We start from the raw sequence: 17,192 nt of genomic DNA on the forward strand, positions 1-17,192 counted from the left end.
CGATGCTGCTCTGCGTCGACGCCGGCAACACCCAGATCGCGCTCGGTCTCTACGAGGAGTCGACCGCCGGCGAGCCGGACGCCGAGGCGCGCCCGGCGCTCGTGCGCGACTGGCGGATGCGCACCGACCCGCGGATGACGGCCGACGAGCTGGAGGTCGCCTTCCGCGGGCTGCTGGGCCGCTACACCGACGAGGTCACCGGCATCGCCGCGCTGTCCACGGTGCCCAGCCTGCTGCGCGAGCTGCGGCTGCTCCTCGACCGCCGCGGCGACCCGCACGTCGTCGTCGGGCCGGGGGTGCGCACGGGCGTGCCCCTGCTGGTCGACAACCCGCGCGAGGTCGGCGCCGACCGGGTCATGAACACCCTGGCCGCGCACCGGCTGTTCGACACCGCCTGCGTGGTCGTCGACTTCGGCACGTCGACCAACATCGACGTCGTCTCCGCGCGCGGCGAGTTCCTCGGTGGGGCGCTCGCCCCCGGCATCGAGATCTCGCTGGAGGCGCTGGCCAGCCGGGCCGCCGCGCTGCGCTCGGTGGAGCTGGTGCGGCCCCGGTCGGTGATCGGCAAGAACACCGTGGAGTGCCTGCAGTCCGGGGTCCTCTACGGGTTCGCCGGGCAGGTCGACGGGCTGGTGCGCCGGATCGTCGCCGAGCTCGGCGCGAAGGCCGGCCCGGTGACGGTGCTGGGCACCGGCGGGCTGGCCCCGCTGATGGCCGGGGTGTCGGAGACGATCGCCGAGTACGTGCCCGACCTGACCCTGCTGGGGCTGCGGCTGACCTACTTGCGCAACGTCCGCACGACCGCGGTCACCAGCGGCAGCTCGAACTCGCCCGCCGAGGTCTCCGGCCGCCCGGCCAGGTAGTCGCGCAGCGCGCCCAGCGCCCGCTCCCGGGCCCGCGGCTCGCTGATCAGCAGCCACGAGTGCGTGCCCATGGTGGCGACGAGGCCATCGGCCGTGGTGCGCACCGGGTTGGGGTGGCGGCTGTGCCGGCTGTGCGCGAACGCGGGATGAGCGGGCAGCGCGGGGACGTTGTCGCTGCCCGCCGCGGGCGGCTCGTCGCGCAGCGAGTGCAGGACCTCGCGGTAGCCCTGCACCCACTCGATGTCGAGGTCGTCGTCGTTCCACAGCACCGCGAGCACGCCGCCCGGACGCAATACGCGGGCCGCCTCGGCCAACGCGCGGTCGTGGTCGAACCAGTGCCAGGCCTGCCCGACCAGCACCGCGTCGACCGAGGAGTCCTCGGCCGGCAGCTCCTCCGCGGAGCCGGACACGGCCGTCGCCTCCGGGATCCGGGCGCGCAGCTCGTCGAGCATGCCGCCGTCGGGCTCCACGGCCGTCACCGGGCCGAACGCCAGCATCGCGGCGGTGAGCTTGCCGGTGCCCGCCCCGACGTCCAGCAGCCGTGGCGGCGCGCTCGCGCCGAGCACGGGCTGCAGCGCCCACTCCACGGCAGCCCGCGGATAGCCCGGCCGGAACCGGGCGTAGTCGGCGGCGACGGCGCCGAAGGAGCGCGCCCGTGCGCGATCGGTGTCCACGCCGGGGACCGTACGGGGCGCACCGGCGGAAAACCCACGCGTCATCGTCACTAGCCTTGACCCGTGAGCACAGAGCACGCAGCCCCGGACCACGACCAGGAACTCCCCGAGCAGATGCGGGTCCGGCTGGCCAAGCGCGCGCAGGTCCTGGCCGAGGGGCGCGAACCGTACCCCGTCGTCGTCGAGCGCAGCCACACGCTGCGCCAGGTGCGCGACGCCCACCCCGACCTGCCGCCGGACACCGCCACCGGTGACGTCGTCGACGTCACCGGCCGGGTGATCTTCCTGCGGAACACCGGCAAGCTCTGCTTCGCCACCCTGCGCGAGGGCGACGGCACCGAGCTGCAGGCCATGCTGAGCCTTGCCCTCGTCGGCGAGGACGAGCTGGCGCGCTGGAAGGCCACCGTCGACCTCGGCGACCACGTCCACGTGCACGGCGAGGTGATCACCTCCCGGCGCGGCGAGCTGTCGGTGATGGCCGACGCGTGGGAGCTCACGTCCAAGGCCGTGCGCCCGCTGCCCTCGACCCACCACGAGCTGTCCGAGGAGACCCGGGTCCGCCAGCGCTACGTCGACCTCATCGTCCGGCCGCAGGCCCGGGAGATGGTGCGGGCCCGCGCGGAGGTGATGCGGACCCTGCGGGCCCAGATGCACGAGCGCGGCTTCACCGAGGTCGAGACGCCGATGCTGCAGCTGGTGCACGGCGGGGCGACGGCGCGCCCGTTCGTCACCCGGGCCAACGCCCTGGACACCGACCTCTACCTGCGCATCGCCCCGGAACTGTTCCTGAAGCGCTGCATTGTCGGCGGCATCGAACGGGTCTTCGAGATCAATCGCAACTTCCGGAACGAGGGCATCGACTCCACGCACTCGCCGGAGTTCGCGATGCTGGAGACCTACCAGGCCTACGCCACCTACGACGTGATGGCCGATCTCACCCGCGAGTTGGTGCAGGCCTGCGCACGCGCCGTGTTCGGATCCACGGTGGTGCGTCATGCGGACGGGTCGGAACACGATCTGGGCGGCACTTGGCGCTCCGTGACGTTGCATGGTGCAGTTTCCGAGGCGGTCGGGGTCGAGGTGACGCCGGACACGACTGCGGAGGATCTGCGGAAGCTGGCGGCCGCCCACGACGTCGCGCTGAAGGATTCGTGGTCGGCCGGCGAGATCGTCCTCGAACTGTTCGAGAAGCTCGTCGAGCACACCCTGCAGGAGCCCACGTTCGTGCGCGACTACCCGATCGAGGTGCGCCCGCTCACCCGGCAGCACCGCGATGATCCGCGACTCACCGAGGCGTGGGACCTCGTCGTATTCGGACACGAGCTGGCCACCGCCTACTCGGAGCTGGTCGACCCCGTCGAGCAGCGGCGCAGGCTGCAGGAGCAGGCCAGGCTGGGCGCCGCGGGAGACGCCGAGGCGATGCGCCTCGACGAGGACTTCCTGCGTGCGTTGGAGTACGGAATGCCGCCGACAGGCGGCATGGGAATGGGCGTCGATCGGCTCCTGATGACGCTGACCGGCCTCGGAATCAGGGAAACCATTCTGTATCCGCTCGTGCGTTCTGAGTAACGGGCGGGTCACCCCGGTGGGGTGACTCGACGCCGGCGATCGAATCGCTATATCGTGCGGTGGACTGCGGCGTTGTCGCAGTTCGGCACTTCGTGTGTGCCAGTACGTCGAGCGTGGAGGTCTCCGGTGGCCCAGATCCGTGAAGTCCGTTTGATCGACGACCTGGACGGAGAGGCGGCCGACGAGACCGTCGAGTTCGGTCTCGACGGCAAAGTCTTCGAGATCGACCTGTCCGAGGGCAATGCGGGCCGACTGCGCGATGCGCTCGCCGAGTTCGTCGCGGCCGCGCGCAAGGCCGGCGGTGGTCGGCGCCGTTCCACCGCCACCGCGACCGCCCCGCCCCGCCGCCCCACGATCGACCGCGAGCAGAACCAGGCGATCCGCGAATGGGCGCGCAAGCGCGGGATGAAGGTCTCCGACCGCGGCCGCATCCCCGCCGAGGTCCTCGAGGCCTACCACCAGGAGAACTGAGCCCGACGGTGCGGCGGGCCCGGGCCACCTCAGGCCCGCCGCACCGGAGCGGCCCGCCGCCCGAGCACGCCGAAGATCGTCCGCAACTCCAGCAGTCGCAGTACGAGCACTCCCAGCGCCACCACCGCCCCCGCCCCCGCGACCACTCCGGCCTGGCGGGCGCCCCGCGCCACCGCACGGCGGTGGCGCGACGCACACCTCGTGTCGTCACGCACAACCAGGTGTGCGTGGTGTCGGGGACGGGGCGGGGAGCCGGGTGGAGGGTTAGCATTCTCGATCCGACGCCGAAAGTGATCGACTCGGTGGGGTGCACGGCCTCCGCATTGTGCTTAGGGTGGCCTAAGTGCTTGTGATCAGACCGAGGAGGTCCGATGGCCCGACGGATGACGACTCTCGAGGTGCGCCGAACCGAGCGCCTCACCCCGGGCATGATCCGGGTCGTCGCCGGTGGCGGCGACATCGCGGACTTCCCCGACACCGCCCACACCGACCGCTACGTCAAGATCGTGTTCCCGCGGCCGGGGGTGCGGTACCCGGAGCCGTTCGACATGGAGGCGATCCGGGCCGAGCTGCCGCGTGAGCAGTGGCCGGCGATGCGGACGTACACGGTCCGCGCGCTCGACCACGCGGCGGGCGAGCTGACGATCGACTTCGTGGTGCACGGCGACCGCGGCCTGGCCGGGCCCTGGGCGGCCGCGGCCCGTCCCGGCGACGTGCTGCGGCTGATGGGCCCGAGCGGGGCCTACGCCCCCGACCCCGACGCCGACTGGCACCTGTTCGTGGGCGACGAGAGCGCCCTGCCGGCGATCGGGGCGGCCGCCGAGCGGCTGTCCGCCGGGGCGCGCGCCATCGCCGTGCTCGAGGTCGGCGGCCCCGAGGAGCGCCAGGAGCTGCCGGCGGCCGTCGAGCAGCACTGGGTCCACCGCGCCGCGGACCGCCCCGACCAGCTCGTCGACGCGGTCCGGGCGCTGGAGTTCCCGGTCGGGCGCGTGCACGCGTTCGTGCACGGGGAGGCCGGCGCGGTCCGCGCGGTGCGCCACCACCTGCTCGACGAGCGGGGCGTCCCGCGCTCCGACCTGTCGGTGTCGGGCTACTGGCGCATCGGCCGTGACGAGGACGGCTGGCAGGCCGACAAGGCGGCCGAGCGCGCCGCGGAGCAGGCCCCGCAGAGGGCGCCCGCAGCGCGCTGACCTGCATCGTCACCCTCCGAGCAGGCCCGGGTGCGGTGCGGGAATGCCGGCCGCCGACGGGGTGTTCGCCCATAGCAGGTGCACGCGCCGCGGGCGTCGTGGGCCCCCGGGCCGATACAGTGGGCAGTGGGGCGTACGCGGCGCAGCGCGCGCCGCCCATGTTGACGGCGTCAGTCGCGGCACGACCCGGCGCGGCGTAGCACGGCGCAGTAGGCGAGGAGTACTAGATGTTCGAGAGGTTCACCGACCGAGCAAGGCGGGTTGTCGTCCTGGCGCAGGAAGAGGCCAGGATGCTCAACCACAACTACATCGGCACCGAGCACATCCTCCTCGGCCTCATCCACGAGGGCGAGGGAGTGGCCGCCAAGGCCCTGGAGTCCCTCGGGATCGCCCTGGAGGGCGTCCGCCAGCAGGTGGAAGAGATCATCGGCCAGGGCCAGCAGGCGCCGAGCGGGCACATCCCGTTCACGCCGCGGGCCAAGAAGGTGCTGGAGCTCTCGCTGCGCGAGGCGCTGCAGCTCGGCCACAACTACATCGGCACCGAGCACATCCTGCTCGGCCTGATCCGCGAGGGCGAAGGCGTCGCGGCGCAGGTCCTGGTCAAGCTGGGTGCCGATCTGAACCGGGTCCGCCAGCAGGTCCTCCAACTGCTGTCCGGCTACCAGGGCAAGGAGCCGGCGGAGGGTGCCTCCGGCGGTCGCGGCGAGGGCGCCCCGTCCTCGTCGCTGGTGCTCGACCAGTTCGGTCGCAACCTCACCCAGTCGGCCCGCGAGGGCAAGCTGGACCCGGTCATCGGCCGGGAGAAGGAGATCGAGCGGGTCATGCAGGTCCTCTCCCGGAGGACCAAGAACAACCCGGTGCTGATCGGCGAGCCGGGCGTCGGCAAGACGGCCGTCGTCGAGGGTCTGGCCCAGGGCATCGTCCGCGGCGAGGTCCCGGAGACCCTGAAGGACAAGCAGCTCTACACGCTCGACCTCGGTTCCCTGGTCGCCGGCTCCCGGTACCGCGGTGACTTCGAGGAGCGCCTGAAGAAGGTGCTCAAGGAGATCCGCACCCGCGGCGACATCATCCTGTTCATCGACGAGCTGCACACGCTCGTCGGCGCGGGTGCCGCCGAGGGCGCGATCGACGCCGCCAGCATCCTCAAGCCGATGCTGGCCCGCGGCGAGCTGCAGACCATCGGCGCGACGACCCTCGACGAGTACCGCAAGTACGTCGAGAAGGACGCCGCGCTGGAGCGCCGGTTCCAGCCGATCCAGGTCGGCGAGCCGAGCGTCAGCCACACCGTGGAGATCCTCAAGGGCCTGCGCGACCGCTACGAGGCCCACCACCGGATCACCATCAGCGACTCCGCCCTGGTGGCCGCGGCCACCCTGGCCGACCGCTACATCTCCGACCGGTTCCTGCCGGACAAGGCGATCGACCTGATCGACGAGGCCGGCGCGCGGATGCGCATCCGCCGGATGACCGCCCCGCCGGACCTGCGCGAGTTCGACGAGAAGATCGCCAACGTCCGTCGGGACAAGGAGTCGGCGATCGACGCGCAGGACTTCGAGCGGGCCGCGCACCTGCGCGACTCCGAGAAGCAGCTGATGGCGCAGAAGGGCGAGCGCGAGAAGCAGTGGAAGTCCGGCGACCTCGACGTCGTCGCGGAGGTCGACGACGAGCAGATCGCCGAGGTCCTGGCCAACTGGACGGGCATCCCGGTGTTCAAGCTCACCGAGGAGGAGACCACCCGCCTGCTCCGCATGGAGGACGAGCTCCACAAGCGGATCATCGGGCAGGTCAAGGCGGTCGAGGCGGTCTCGCAGGCGATCCGGCGTACCCGGGCCGGCCTGAAGGACCCGAAGCGCCCGTCCGGCTCGTTCATCTTCGCCGGCCCGTCCGGCGTCGGTAAGACCGAGCTGTCCAAGGCGCTGGCCAACTTCCTGTTCGGCGAGGACGACGCCCTCATCCAGATCGACATGGGCGAGTTCCACGACCGCTACACCGCCTCGCGGCTGTTCGGTGCCCCTCCCGGGTACGTCGGCTACGAGGAGGGCGGCCAGCTCACCGAGAAGGTGCGCCGCAAGCCGTTCTCGGTCGTGCTGTTCGACGAGATCGAGAAGGCCCACCAGGAGATCTACAACACGCTCCTGCAGGTCCTGGAGGACGGTCGGCTCACCGACGGCCAGGGCCGCACGGTGGACTTCAAGAACACCGTCATCATCTTCACGTCGAACCTGGGCACCCAGGACATCTCCAAGGCCGTCGGCCTGGGCTTCGCCCAGGGCAACGACGCGGAGTCGAACTACGACCGGATGAAGAACAAGGTCCACGACGAGCTGAAGAAGCACTTCCGGCCCGAGTTCCTCAACCGCATCGACGACATCGTGGTCTTCCGCCAGCTCGAGAAGGACGAGATCGTCGAGATGGTCGACCTGATGATCCGTCGGGTGGAGACCCAGCTCGCCAACAAGGACATGGGCATCGAGCTCACGCCCGCCGCCAAGGAACTGCTGGCGGCGCGCGGCTTCGACCCCGTGCTGGGCGCCCGGCCGCTGCGCCGGACCATCCAGCGCGAGATCGAGGACAAGCTGTCCGAGAAGATCCTGTTCGGCGAGGTGCAGGCCGGTCAGATCGTCGTCGTCGACGTCGAGGGCTACGACCCCAACGGCAGCAAGGCGTCCCAGGAGGCGGCCAAGTTCACCTTCCGCGGCGAGCCCAAGCCGGTCACGGTCCCCGACGCCCCGCCGGTCGACATGGCCAAGTCGGACGAGTGATCAGGTAAGTCCCAGCCCCGCGCCTCGGCGCAGGACAACCGAACGGCCCGCCCGGTGCACTCCGGGCGGGCCGTTCGGCGTCCGGGCCCGCGGGGCGTTCCCGCCACCGGCGGGCGGGGCGGCGGCGGGCTAGGTTCGTGCCGTGAGCTCGGTGCGCGCCGTCCCGGAGACCGAGCTGATCTCGGCCGACCGGTTGTCCGCCGACGACGCCTGGCACCTCCTGCGCCACTTCGGCCTGCGCCACCTGGCCGGGGGCGCGTTCGTCCGGTTCCGCTACGGCGACGGCTTCAGCCACGCCCGCGCCTTCGCCCTGCAGCTCGCGCTGGCGACCGTGCCGCTGGTCATCGCCGGGGCCGGGCTGGCCGGCGCGATCGGTGCGGAGTCGTTCGCCGAGGTCGTGGCGCGCACGGTCGTCGTGGTGTCACCGGGCAACAGCGACGCCCTGGTCGCCGACGCCGTGCAGGGCGAGGAGGGCAGCGACCGGGGCGAGGTGGTCGTCGCGCTCGGGCTGCTCACCGCGTTCGCCGCGGCGACCTCGGCGTTCGCCCAGCTGGAGCGGGGCGCCAACCGGATCTACGGCACCAAGCGCGACCGGCCGGCCCTGCGCAAGTACGGCCGGGCCGCTCTGGTCACGGCGACGGCGGGCGTGGCGATGGCGGTGGGCCTGCTGCTGATCGTGGCCGGCGAGCCGTTCGGGGACGCGCTGGAGGACGTCTACCACTGGGGCGACGCCGTGGAGTCGGTGTGGGACGTCGCCCGCTGGCCGCTGGGCCTGGCGGCGCTGCTCGTCGCGGTCGTCGTGCTGTTCAAGTTCGCCCCGCGCCGCCGCCAGCCGGGGCTGACCTGGGTCGCGCTCGGGGCGTCGGTGACGGTGCTGCTGTGGCTGGTGGTGTCCGGGCTGCTGGCCCTCTACGTCGGGCTGGCGCCGAGCTTCGGCGACACCTACGGCCCGCTGACCGCGGTGATGGCGCTGCTGCTGTGGGCGAACCTCACCGGGATCGCCCTGCTCGCCGGGTTCGCGCTGGCCGCCCAGCTGGAGGCGGTGCGTGCCGGCCTGCCCGACCCCCTGCTGCCCGACAGCGACGGCGACGGCATCCCCGACGCCCTCGACGAGCACCCCGACTCCCCGGGCCGCTGACCGTCGAGAACGAACTTATCGTGGATTGGACCGGTCCATTCCAGCGGTAACTTCGTTCTCGACGGGGGTGGGGCGGGGGAAGCAGTGCAGCAGGTGCAGGGCGGCGGGCCGGTCGCCGTCGATGCGCAGGCCGGCGTCCCGCGGCGGGCGGCCGCCGAAGACGACGGCGCGCAGGGCGCCCGGCTCGCCGCTCAGGACGGCGTCGGGGTCCTCGGCCTCGCCCCGGGCGAGTGCGAAGCGGCCGTCGTGCACGGTGGCGCGCAGGGCGTCGTCTCCGAGCCGCAGGGTGGCGGTGAGGCGCAGGCCGTCGGCCGCGTCCGGGTCGAAGGTCGTGCGGAGGGCGAGGGCGAGGGCGTCGACGCCGAGTTCGGCGTCGGAGCCGGGCAGCGGGACCCGCGACCCCCAGCGGGCCAACGCGAGCAGGACCGGTTCGAGCTCGGCGCCGCGCTCGGTGAGCCGGTAGGCGCGGGTGCCGGCCGGCGGCCCGAGCCGGGCCCGGGTGACGATCCCGGCCCGCTCCAGGTCGCGCAGGCGCTGGGAGAGCACGTTCTGGCTCAGCCCGGGCAGGCCGGCGGCCAGGTCGGTGAAGCGCTTGGGGCCGAGCAGGAGTTCGCGCACGACGAGCAGGGCCCACCGCTCGCCGACGACGTCCAGGGCGCGGGCGACGCCGCACGGGTCGTGGTAGCTGCGCACGCAACGATCCTTGCACATCAGGACCATTTACTCCTAAGTTAGGAGTATGACTTCGTTCGTCCTGATCCCCGGAGCCGGCGGCGCGGCGTCCTACTGGCGGCGGGTGGTGCCCGAGCTGGAGGCCCGCGGTCACGAGGCCGTCGCCGTCGAGCTGCCGTCCGGGGACCCCGTCGCCGGCCTCGCCGAGTACGCCGACACCGTCGTGGCGGCCGTCGGCGACCGGACGGACGTCGTCCTGGTGGCGCAGTCGATGGGCGGGTTGACGGCGCCGCTGGTGGCCCGGCGGGTGCCGATCCGGCTCGTCGTCATGCTGAACGCGATGGCGCCGCGCCCCGGCGAGTCGGGCGGCGAGTGGTGGGAGGCCACCGGCCAGGCGAAGGCGGCCGAGGAGTACGCCGCGAGCGGGGGTTGGGACGTCCAGGACTTCATGGAGGTGTTCTTCCACGACGTGCCGGCGGACGTGCGCGACGAGGTGCTGGCCGAGGGCGAGATCGACCAGTCCGACACGCCGTTCGGGTCGCCGTGGCCCGACCTCGACCCGGTCTTCCCGCCGGATGTGCCGGTGCGCGTGCTGCAGGGGCGCGAGGACCGGCTGTTCCCGCTGGAGTTCCAGCGGGAGCTGGCCTGGGAGCGTCTCGGTGTGCAGCTCGACGAGGTGCCCGGCGGCCACCTCGTCGCCCTGTCCCGCCCCGTCGAGCTGGTCGAGCGCCTCGTCTCCTACCTGTCCTGACCCGTCGAGAACGACGTTGTCGCGCATTGGACCGGTCCAAACTCACGACAACGTCGTTCTCGACGGGGTCAGCGGAGGCGGACGGGGCGGGCGTCGGGTGGGGGCGTGCCGAAGAGGGTGGCCGGGTCGTGCTCCGGGGCCGGCTCGGCGGTCAGGTGCGCGGCGGTGATCCGGTCGGTGCGGAACCAGCGTGGGCCCTGCCGCAGCCGGCACCAGGCCAGCAGGTTCCAGTGCCCGCCGGTGCAGGCCAGGGCGACCGGCTCGACGGCGCGCTCGGTCAGCTCGCCGTTGCGGTCGCGGAAGCCGATGACCAGCACCCGCTGCCGGCGCACGGCCTCGTCGATCACCCGGGCGACGGCGGGGCGCGGCACCTCGTCCGGGGTACGCAGCCACAGTCGCGCCGCGATCGCCTCGGCCCGCTCCCGCTCCGGCGCCGGCATCACGGCCAGCACCTTGGCCAGCGCGCTGCGCCCGTCGACGGCGAAGGGCAGGTCGGGCAGCGCGGCCAGGGCCACCGCGATGGCGGCCGCCTCGGCCCCGGTGACGCTCAGCGGCGGCATGCCGGCGCTGTCGAGCACGTAGCCGCCGCCGGGGCCCGCCTGCGCCCACAGCGGCACCCCGGCCTGCAGCAGCGCGTCGATGTCGCGCTTGACCGTCCGCGTCGACACCTCCAGCCTGCGCGCCAGCCAGGCGCCGGTGCGCCCCGAGCGGCCGGCCGCCCGCAGCTCCTCGGCGATGGCGTACAGGCGTTCGGTCCGGTTCACGGGGTCGAGGATGCCGGAAAACGGTGACATCACGGTGTCACCGACCGGGCGGGATCCTCGTCCCATGGTGCAGACACCGCAGTTCCTGGACCGCCCCGACGGCCGCCGGGTTGCCGTGCACGACCTCACCCCCGGCGCGCCCGACGGCGCCCCGGTCGTGCTGCTCGGCCACGTCGCCCCGGGCGCCGGGAACTTCGACCCCGATCCGGAGGTCACGGCCGCCAACGGCGTGCGGCTGCTCTCGCTCGACCGCCCCGGCTACGGCGGCTCCGACCCGGTCGACGGCTTCGCCACCGTCGACTCGGCCGCCGACGACGCCGCGGCCCTGCTGGAGGCGGTGCTGGCACCCGGCACCCGCGCCGGCGCCGCGGGCTGGTCGGCCGGCGGCCGGGTGGTGTGCGCGCTGGCCGCCCGCCGCCCCGACCTGGTCTCCCGCGTCGCGGTGATCGGCACCCCGGCACCCGACGACGACGTGGCGTGGGTGCCGCCGGAGCACCGCGCGGCCCTGGACGCCCTGCGCGGGCAGCCGGCGGCCGTCGCGCACGCCGCGCTGGCCCAGGCGTTCGACCCGCTGCTGGGCGTGCTGTCCGGGGCCGACCGGTTCGGACTGGCCGGCGTGTCCGACGCGGACGCGCCGGTGCTCGCCGGCGACGGCGTCACCGACCGGCTCGGCGCGATGTTCGACAGCGCGCTCGCGCAGGGCTCGGTGGGGATGGTCACCGACCTGGCCGGCTACATGCTGCGGCCGTGCGGCTTCGACCCCGCCGACGTGCGCGTGCCGGTGCTGCTGCAGTACGGCGACGCCGACGCGATCGGGCCGGAGCACGGCCGCTGGTGGGCCTCCCGGCTGCCCGACGCCCACCTCGAGACGCACGCCGGGCTGGGCCATCTGCTGGTCGTGCCCACGTGGCACCGCACCCTCGCCCACCTCGTGGGCTGATCCGCGGCTACCCGGGGCGCCGTCGCAGGCGCATCAGCCAGCCGCCGGGGATCGCGTCCAGGACGGCCACGCCGTCGCCGACGGGCACCCGGTCGCCGCCGCCGACGGCCACCCGCTCCGCGAGCCAGCCGTCCGGGCGGCACGCCAGCACCCGGCCGGTGAGCGCCAGCAGGGCCGCGGGTTCGCCGTCCGTCCCGTCGAGCAGCGGCAGGTGGCGGGCCAGCATCAGCTCGTCCTGCACGGCCTGCTGGGCCACCAGCAGGCTCTCGGTCAGCATGGCGGCCGCGGCCACCAGCGCCGGGGTCGTCGGGTGGATCGACCGGGCCGGGCCGGTCACGTCCACCGCCCCGATCACCGCGCCGGCGTCGGCGTCGTGCACCGGGCAGGCGGCGGAGGTCCAGCGGTGGCGGGTGCGCGACCCCGGCCCGCGCCGGGTGTCGCGCCACAGCACGCGGCCGTCGGGGTCGGTGACGACCATCGAGTGCCGGGCCTCGTCGGCGATGCGGACCAGGGTGTCGCGCAGCAGCGGGATCGCCGTCGTCAGCGCGTCCGGCGGGGGATCGCCCCGCTCGTCCGCGACACCGACGTCCAGAACGTCCACGTGTCGAGGATCGGCGCCGCGTCACGGGTCGGGCAAGGACAGCGGGCTCTGGCACCGTCCCGACGGACAGGTAACCCGGCGCGACGGTCCGCGACTTCTCCGCCGGCCGGAGATCGACGAAGCTGGGGCCATGACCACCGCTGCCGACATCCGCGCGGCGACCGCGGACGACGCCGACGGCATCGCCGCGCTGCACGCCGACAGCTGGCGGCGCACCTACCGCGGCATGATGCTCGACTCCTACCTCGACGGCGACCTCGACGGCGAGCGCCGCGGGGTCTGGCGCGCCCGGTTCGCCGACCCCCGCCCCGACCAGCGCGTCTGGCTGGCCGCCGACGACACCGGCGTGCTCGGGTTCGCCTGCCTCTACGGCGACGCCGACCCGGTCTGGGGCGCCTACGTCGACAACCTGCACGTCCGGCTCGACCAGCGCGGCCGCGGCCTCGGGCTGGCGCTGCTGCGCCGGGCCGCCGACTGGACCCTGCGCGAACGGCCGGGCGCGGGGCTGTGGCTGTGGGTGATGGAGCAGAACCACGGCGCCCGCGGCTTCTACCGCCGGGCCGGGGCCGCGGAGGTCGAGCGGACGATCTCGACCACCCCGTCGGAGGACTCGGCCCCGATCCTGCGCTGCCACTGGCCCGACCCCTCCACCCTCACAACCCCGTGATCCCCTCGCCTCTCCCGACACCGGGCTGGGGCGGCGCCGGCGGGGCTGACACGGGGTCGGGGCGGAGAAATTAGGGGAGCAGGGTGTCGAGGGCGTGCAGGGTGGCGGCGGCGGGGGCGGGGATGCCGACGCCGCGGCCGTGGCGCACGCCGGGCTCGGTCGGGTTGATCCGCACCAGCGCCCCGGAGGCGGCACTGGCCACCTCCGCCTCCCGCCGGACCGTCGGGATCGCCGTGCCCGCCCCGATCTCGACGACCGCCAGCCGCGCGCCCGCGTCCCGCAGCCCGCGCAGCCAGGCGGTGTGCTCGCGGACCTGCTCGGCGGAGCGGTCGGCGATCCACTCCACGTCGCCGAACATCAGGATGTTGGGGCGGGCGAGGGACCCGCACGTCGGGCAGGTGGGCAGGGGCGGCGCCGCGCGCATGGTCTCCTCGTCGACCTCGACGTGCACGTCGTCGGCCGGCCAGACGGGCTGGCCGCAGTCGACGAGGCACTGCAGGAAGTGGATCGAGCCGTGGCACTCGGCCGTGTCGGGCAGCCCGGCGCGCTGGAAGTGGCCGTCCACGTTGGACGTGAACACCCGCGTCGGCCACCGCCGCGCCCAGCGGGCCAGCACCCCGAACCCGGAGTGCGGGGTCGTCGCCCGGTACAGGGCGAGCCGGTGGCCGTAGAAGCCCCAGGCCAGCTCGGGGTCGGTGGCGAAGTGGCTCGGGTCGGCGATCTCGGTGAAGTCCAGGTCGAGCTCGCGGTAGGGCGGGTAGGCCCGCCAGAAGCCCTCCGGGCCGCGGAAGTCGGGCAGCCCGGAATCGACGCCCATGCCGGCGCCCGCGCAGACCAGCAGCGCATCGGCGCCGCCGATCAGCTCGACGGCCCGCTCGACCTCGGCGGTCGTCGCGCTCAGGACGACGACGCCGTGGACCGCTGGACGACCTCGAACTCCAGCAGCGACGACCCCGACGCGACCGGCCGGGCGCGCTCGCCGGAGTGCGCGGTCATGGCCGGGCCCTGCAGCCAGGCCTGGAACGACTCCTCGGTGTCCCAGTGGGTGACCACGAAGTACCGGTCCTCGCCCTTGACCGGGCGCAGCAGCTCGAACGACAGGAACCCGGGCTGGCCGTCGACCGCGTGCAGCCGGTTGGCGAACCGCTTCTCCAGCTCCGGACCCGCGCCCTCGGGCACCTCGATTGCATTGATCTTCACGACGGCCATGGCGCCTAGGGTAGTGCGGGTGCGGCGCACCGTGCGGACGTCCGACGGGCTCGACCTCGAGGTCGTGGAGCTGGGCGGCGAGGGGCCGCCGATCCTGCTGCTGCACGGCCTGATGGGCCGCGCCCGCACGTGGTGGTCGGTGGCCCGGTGGCTGTCCGGGCGGGGTCGTGTGGTGGCGTTCGACGCGCGCGGCCACGGCCGGTCCGACGGGCGCCCGCCCTGGACGACCGAGCGGATGGTGCGCGACGCCGCCGAGGTGCTCGATCCCCTCGGCCCGGCGACCGTCGTCGGCCACTCGATGGGTGGCCTGCACGGGCTGGTGCTCGCCGCGCGGCGCCCCGACCTCGTGCGGGCGCTGGTCGTCGAGGACATGGCGGTCGACTTCCGCGGCCGCAGCGCCGCCGACGCCCGCGCCTGGTTCGCCGCGCTGCCCCAGCCGTTCGGCTCGCTGGCCGCGGTGCGCGAGGCGTTCGGGCACCCGCGGCCCGAGTTCGGCGACTACATGACCGAGTGCGTCCGCGAGGGTGTCGACGGGTACCGGTTGCTGGCCGACGTCGAGCACGCCGCGGCGATCGCCGCCGAGTGGGCCAGCACGGACCACTGGGCCGACCTGGCCGCCGTGCGCTGCCCGGTGCTGCTGGTCGAGGCGGAGCAGGGGGTGGCGCCGCCCGGGCAGGTGGCCGAGATGGCCGCCCGCCTCGCCGACGCCACCCACGTGCGCCTGCCCGGCACCGGCCACCTCGTGCACGCCGCCGACCCCGGGGCCTACAGCCGGGCCGTCACCGCGTTCCTCGACCGCCTCCCCTGACCCGGCGTCTCCTGCCCCGCTCGCCCCGGAGGTTCAGGAAAGCCACGTTCCTGAACCTGGAGGGCAGGAACGTGGCTTTCCTGAACCTGGAGGGCAGGAACGTGGCTTTCCTGAACCTGGAGGGCAGGAACGTGGCTTTCCTGAACCTGGAGGAGGGCGACCTCAGCCGATCTCGACGCCGGTGACGCGGGCGCGGACGGGGGCGACGGGGTGCAGGGCGGCGAAGGCCTCGGCCGGTCGCTCGACGGCCAGCACGCAGTGCGGCAGCCAGGCCCCCGGCAGGTAGGCCGCGACCGGGCCGCGCACCCGCCCGGCCAGCGCGTCGTGCACGGCGTCGTGCACGGCCAGCAGTTCGGCGTCCACCACCGCGGCCAGCACCAGCTCGTCGGGCCGCCCGGCGACGGTGCCGAGGGTGGCGAGCCAGATCGAGGGCAGCACCAACAGGCGCAGTTCGGCGTCGAGCGCCTCGCGGGCGGGGGCGGGCACGGAGCCGGCGGCGGCGACCGTCACCGCGGGCCGCTCGCCGGGCACCGCGATCCCGAGCCCGCCGACCCGGTCGCGCAGGCCGTCGATCGCCTCGACCGCCGCGTCGTCGATCCGGAATCGCACGTTCTGCGCCATCAGCCCCCCGTCGCCGGGCGCCCGGTCGCCGAAGCCGGTCGGCGGCGCCGGAGCGGATCGTATTCGCCGCCCGCGCAAGAGCCTCAGCGCCGGTAGGTGGTGGAGCGCGCTGGTCGACCCGGAACGCCGGGGTCGCACGCGGGCGATGCTGGACGCCGCGCCGGCAGGTCCCATCAGGCGGGTAGTGCGAAGCGGCCGTCGTCGAGTTGCTCGGCGAGCCCGTCGACGAGCAGCGAGTCGAGGCAGCGGTCGCGCTGGGCGGCGTCGGCCCAGGCGGCGTCCAGCGCGGTCCGCTCGACGGGCGCGTCGGCGCCGCGCAGCACGTCCAGCAGTCGACCGCGGACCTGGCGGTCGGTGCCGGCGAACGCCTGCACCGGCCGCCGGGGCCCGGTGTACCGCGGCGACCCCGCCGCCACCCAGGCGCACTCCGCGCGGACGGGGCAGACCCCGCAGCGGGGGCCCCGCGCCGTGCAGACGACGGCGCCGAGCTCCATCAGCCCGATCGAGACGACCGCGGCGTCGGCGTCCGCGGCGGGCAGCAGCGCGTCGACGTCGGCCAGGTCGGCCCGGACGCGGGCGGGCCCGGCGTCGCCCGCGCCGTGCACGGCCCTGGCCACCACCCGGCGGACGTTCGTGTCGACGACCGGGCAGCGCAGGCCGTAGCCGAACGCGGCGACGGCCCGTGCGGTGTACGAGCCGACGCCCGGCAGCGCCTCCAGGGCGTCCACGTCGGACGGCACGACGTCGCCGTGCCGCTCGGCGATCACGCCGGCGGCGTCGTGCAGGCGCAGCGCGCGGCGCGGGTAGCCGAGCTTGCCCCAGGCCCGCAGCACGTCCGCGCGGGGTGCGGCGGCCAGCGCCGACGGCGTGGGCCAGCGGGCCATCCAGTCGACCCAGATCGGTTCGACGCGCGCGACCGGTGTCTGCTGGAGCATGAACTCGCTGACCATCACGCCCCACGCGGTGGTGCCTGCGCGGCGCCACGGGAGGTCGCGGGCGTGCCGCGGGTACCAGTCGAGCAGGAGGTCGGGCAGCGGCACGGCGCCAGATGGTGCCACAGCAGCGACACGCCGCCGTACCTCGGGCGGGTCGGGTGATGATCGACCGGGGGTCCGTCCCGCGGGTGGTGCGCGGCGGCTCGCCCGGGTTCGGCACGACACCGGTGCGGACGTGTGGTAACCGGCTCGGTACCCTCGGTGACATGTGGGAGCCCGTCGGACCGCTCCCCGCCGGCGTCTACTGGCGCAGGCGGTGCGTGGCCATCGCCTCGACGCTGGGCACGGTCGTGGTGATCAGCTGGTTGGTCGCGGCCCTGCTGACGCCGGCCCGACCGGTGCCGGTGGAGGCGACCCTGGCGGTCGCCACCGAGTCGGCCGCCCCGCCGTCGGGCGAGCCGCCGGCCGCTGCTGATCCCGGCTCGGCCGGCTCGGCGTTCGTGGTGCCCGCGGCGCCGCCGGCCCCCGAGGTCGTCCCGCGGACGCCGGACGCGCCG

Annotated in this window: 19 protein-coding genes and 1 pseudogene; 11 read left to right on the plus strand and 9 right to left on the minus strand. The window is 74.2% G+C overall.

Annotated features, from left to right (window positions below; all coding sequences use genetic code 11):
• Window positions 1–2: 2 nt before the first annotated feature.
• Window positions 3–863, plus strand: a complete 861-nt coding sequence (locus KIK08_RS15730; protein WP_214403895.1) for a type III pantothenate kinase — start codon at window positions 3–5, stop codon at window positions 861–863.
• Here KIK08_RS15730 and KIK08_RS15735 read toward each other — a convergent pair.
• Window positions 779–1,537 (minus strand): class I SAM-dependent methyltransferase, encoded by a 759-nt coding sequence (locus KIK08_RS15735; RefSeq protein ID WP_308257662.1) that lies wholly within the window; start codon window positions 1,535–1,537, stop codon window positions 779–781. The two genes, KIK08_RS15730 and KIK08_RS15735, sit on opposite strands and share 85 nt — an antisense overlap.
• A gap of 114 nt (window positions 1,538–1,651) precedes the next feature.
• On the opposite strand from KIK08_RS15735, the gene lysS reads away from it, so the two are divergent.
• Window positions 1,652–3,106 (plus strand): lysine--tRNA ligase, encoded by a 1,455-nt coding sequence (lysS, locus tag KIK08_RS15740; RefSeq protein WP_214403915.1) that lies wholly within the window; start codon window positions 1,652–1,654, stop codon window positions 3,104–3,106.
• Between the two features lie 126 nt (window positions 3,107–3,232).
• Complete coding sequence (locus KIK08_RS15745; protein ID WP_214403897.1) at window positions 3,233–3,577, plus strand: histone-like nucleoid-structuring protein Lsr2; 345 nt, start codon at window positions 3,233–3,235, stop codon at window positions 3,575–3,577.
• A 29-nt stretch (window positions 3,578–3,606) separates the two neighbouring features.
• Here the strand turns inward: KIK08_RS15745 and KIK08_RS15750 are convergent, their stop codons facing one another.
• A complete protein-coding gene (locus KIK08_RS15750) occupies window positions 3,607–3,750 on the minus strand; it encodes a hypothetical protein (protein WP_214403898.1) in 144 nt (47 codons plus the stop codon).
• A 210-nt stretch (window positions 3,751–3,960) separates the two neighbouring features.
• Between KIK08_RS15750 and KIK08_RS15755 the strand changes: the two genes are divergently transcribed.
• The 3 genes from KIK08_RS15755 (at window position 3,961) to KIK08_RS15765 (ending at window position 8,667) form a co-directional block, all read left to right on the plus strand.
• Window positions 3,961–4,767 (plus strand): siderophore-interacting protein, encoded by an 807-nt coding sequence (locus tag KIK08_RS15755; RefSeq protein ID WP_250557087.1) that lies wholly within the window; start codon window positions 3,961–3,963, stop codon window positions 4,765–4,767.
• A 227-nt stretch (window positions 4,768–4,994) separates the two neighbouring features.
• A complete protein-coding gene (locus tag KIK08_RS15760; RefSeq protein WP_214403900.1) occupies window positions 4,995–7,529 on the plus strand; it encodes an ATP-dependent Clp protease ATP-binding subunit in 2,535 nt (844 codons plus the stop codon).
• A 142-nt stretch (window positions 7,530–7,671) separates the two neighbouring features.
• On the plus strand, window positions 7,672–8,667 hold the full coding sequence (locus KIK08_RS15765; RefSeq protein WP_214403901.1) for a YihY/virulence factor BrkB family protein: 996 nt from the start codon (window positions 7,672–7,674) through the stop codon (window positions 8,665–8,667).
• Between the two features lie 15 nt (window positions 8,668–8,682).
• Here the strand turns inward: KIK08_RS15765 and KIK08_RS15770 are convergent, their stop codons facing one another.
• A complete protein-coding gene (locus KIK08_RS15770; protein WP_308257663.1) occupies window positions 8,683–9,360 on the minus strand; it encodes a winged helix-turn-helix transcriptional regulator in 678 nt (225 codons plus the stop codon).
• A 46-nt stretch (window positions 9,361–9,406) separates the two neighbouring features.
• Between KIK08_RS15770 and KIK08_RS15775 the strand changes: the two genes are divergently transcribed.
• On the plus strand, window positions 9,407–10,090 hold the full coding sequence (locus KIK08_RS15775; protein ID WP_214403902.1) for an alpha/beta fold hydrolase: 684 nt from the start codon (window positions 9,407–9,409) through the stop codon (window positions 10,088–10,090).
• Window positions 10,091–10,158: 68 nt separating this feature from the next.
• Here KIK08_RS15775 and KIK08_RS15780 read toward each other — a convergent pair whose 3' ends face one another.
• Window positions 10,159–10,854, minus strand: coding sequence for a helix-turn-helix transcriptional regulator (locus tag KIK08_RS15780; RefSeq protein WP_214403903.1), 696 nt, complete (start codon window positions 10,852–10,854; stop codon window positions 10,159–10,161).
• Window positions 10,855–10,918: 64 nt separating this feature from the next.
• On the opposite strand from KIK08_RS15780, the gene KIK08_RS15785 reads away from it, so the two are divergent.
• Window positions 10,919–11,794 (plus strand): alpha/beta fold hydrolase, encoded by an 876-nt coding sequence (locus KIK08_RS15785; protein WP_214403904.1) that lies wholly within the window; start codon window positions 10,919–10,921, stop codon window positions 11,792–11,794.
• Between the two features lie 7 nt (window positions 11,795–11,801).
• Here KIK08_RS15785 and KIK08_RS15790 read toward each other — a convergent pair whose 3' ends face one another.
• On the minus strand, window positions 11,802–12,395 hold the full coding sequence (locus KIK08_RS15790; protein WP_214403905.1) for a sigma-54-dependent transcriptional regulator family protein: 594 nt from the start codon (window positions 12,393–12,395) through the stop codon (window positions 11,802–11,804).
• A 130-nt stretch (window positions 12,396–12,525) separates the two neighbouring features.
• On the opposite strand from KIK08_RS15790, the gene KIK08_RS15795 reads away from it, so the two are divergent.
• Window positions 12,526–13,062, plus strand: coding sequence for a GNAT family N-acetyltransferase (locus KIK08_RS15795; protein WP_214403906.1), 537 nt, complete (start codon window positions 12,526–12,528; stop codon window positions 13,060–13,062).
• 70 nt (window positions 13,063–13,132) lie between these two features.
• Here KIK08_RS15795 and KIK08_RS15800 read toward each other — a convergent pair whose 3' ends face one another.
• Window positions 13,133–13,879, minus strand: a complete 747-nt coding sequence (locus KIK08_RS15800; RefSeq protein WP_214403907.1) for an SIR2 family NAD-dependent protein deacylase — start codon at window positions 13,877–13,879, stop codon at window positions 13,133–13,135.
• An 80-nt stretch (window positions 13,880–13,959) separates the two neighbouring features.
• Window positions 13,960–14,271, minus strand: coding sequence for an antibiotic biosynthesis monooxygenase family protein (locus tag KIK08_RS15805; RefSeq protein WP_214403908.1), 312 nt, complete (start codon window positions 14,269–14,271; stop codon window positions 13,960–13,962).
• 19 nt (window positions 14,272–14,290) lie between these two features.
• Between KIK08_RS15805 and KIK08_RS15810 the strand changes: the two genes are divergently transcribed.
• On the plus strand, window positions 14,291–15,079 hold the full coding sequence (locus KIK08_RS15810; protein ID WP_308257664.1) for an alpha/beta fold hydrolase: 789 nt from the start codon (window positions 14,291–14,293) through the stop codon (window positions 15,077–15,079).
• A gap of 162 nt (window positions 15,080–15,241) precedes the next feature.
• On the opposite strand, the gene KIK08_RS15815 is transcribed toward KIK08_RS15810, so the two are convergent.
• Window positions 15,242–15,700 (minus strand): 2'-5' RNA ligase family protein, encoded by a 459-nt coding sequence (locus tag KIK08_RS15815; protein ID WP_214403910.1) that lies wholly within the window; start codon window positions 15,698–15,700, stop codon window positions 15,242–15,244.
• Window positions 15,701–15,873: 173 nt separating this feature from the next.
• Window positions 15,874–16,740, minus strand: coding sequence for an HhH-GPD family protein (locus tag KIK08_RS15820; protein WP_308257665.1), 867 nt, complete (start codon window positions 16,738–16,740; stop codon window positions 15,874–15,876).
• 161 nt (window positions 16,741–16,901) lie between these two features.
• Between KIK08_RS15820 and KIK08_RS15825 the strand changes: the two are divergent.
• A pseudogene (locus KIK08_RS15825) lies at window positions 16,902–17,192 on the plus strand (hypothetical protein); the annotation flags it as partial.

This window comes from Pseudonocardia lacus (genome assembly GCF_018531445.1).
GTDB lineage: Bacteria > Actinomycetota > Actinomycetes > Mycobacteriales > Pseudonocardiaceae > Pseudonocardia > Pseudonocardia lacus.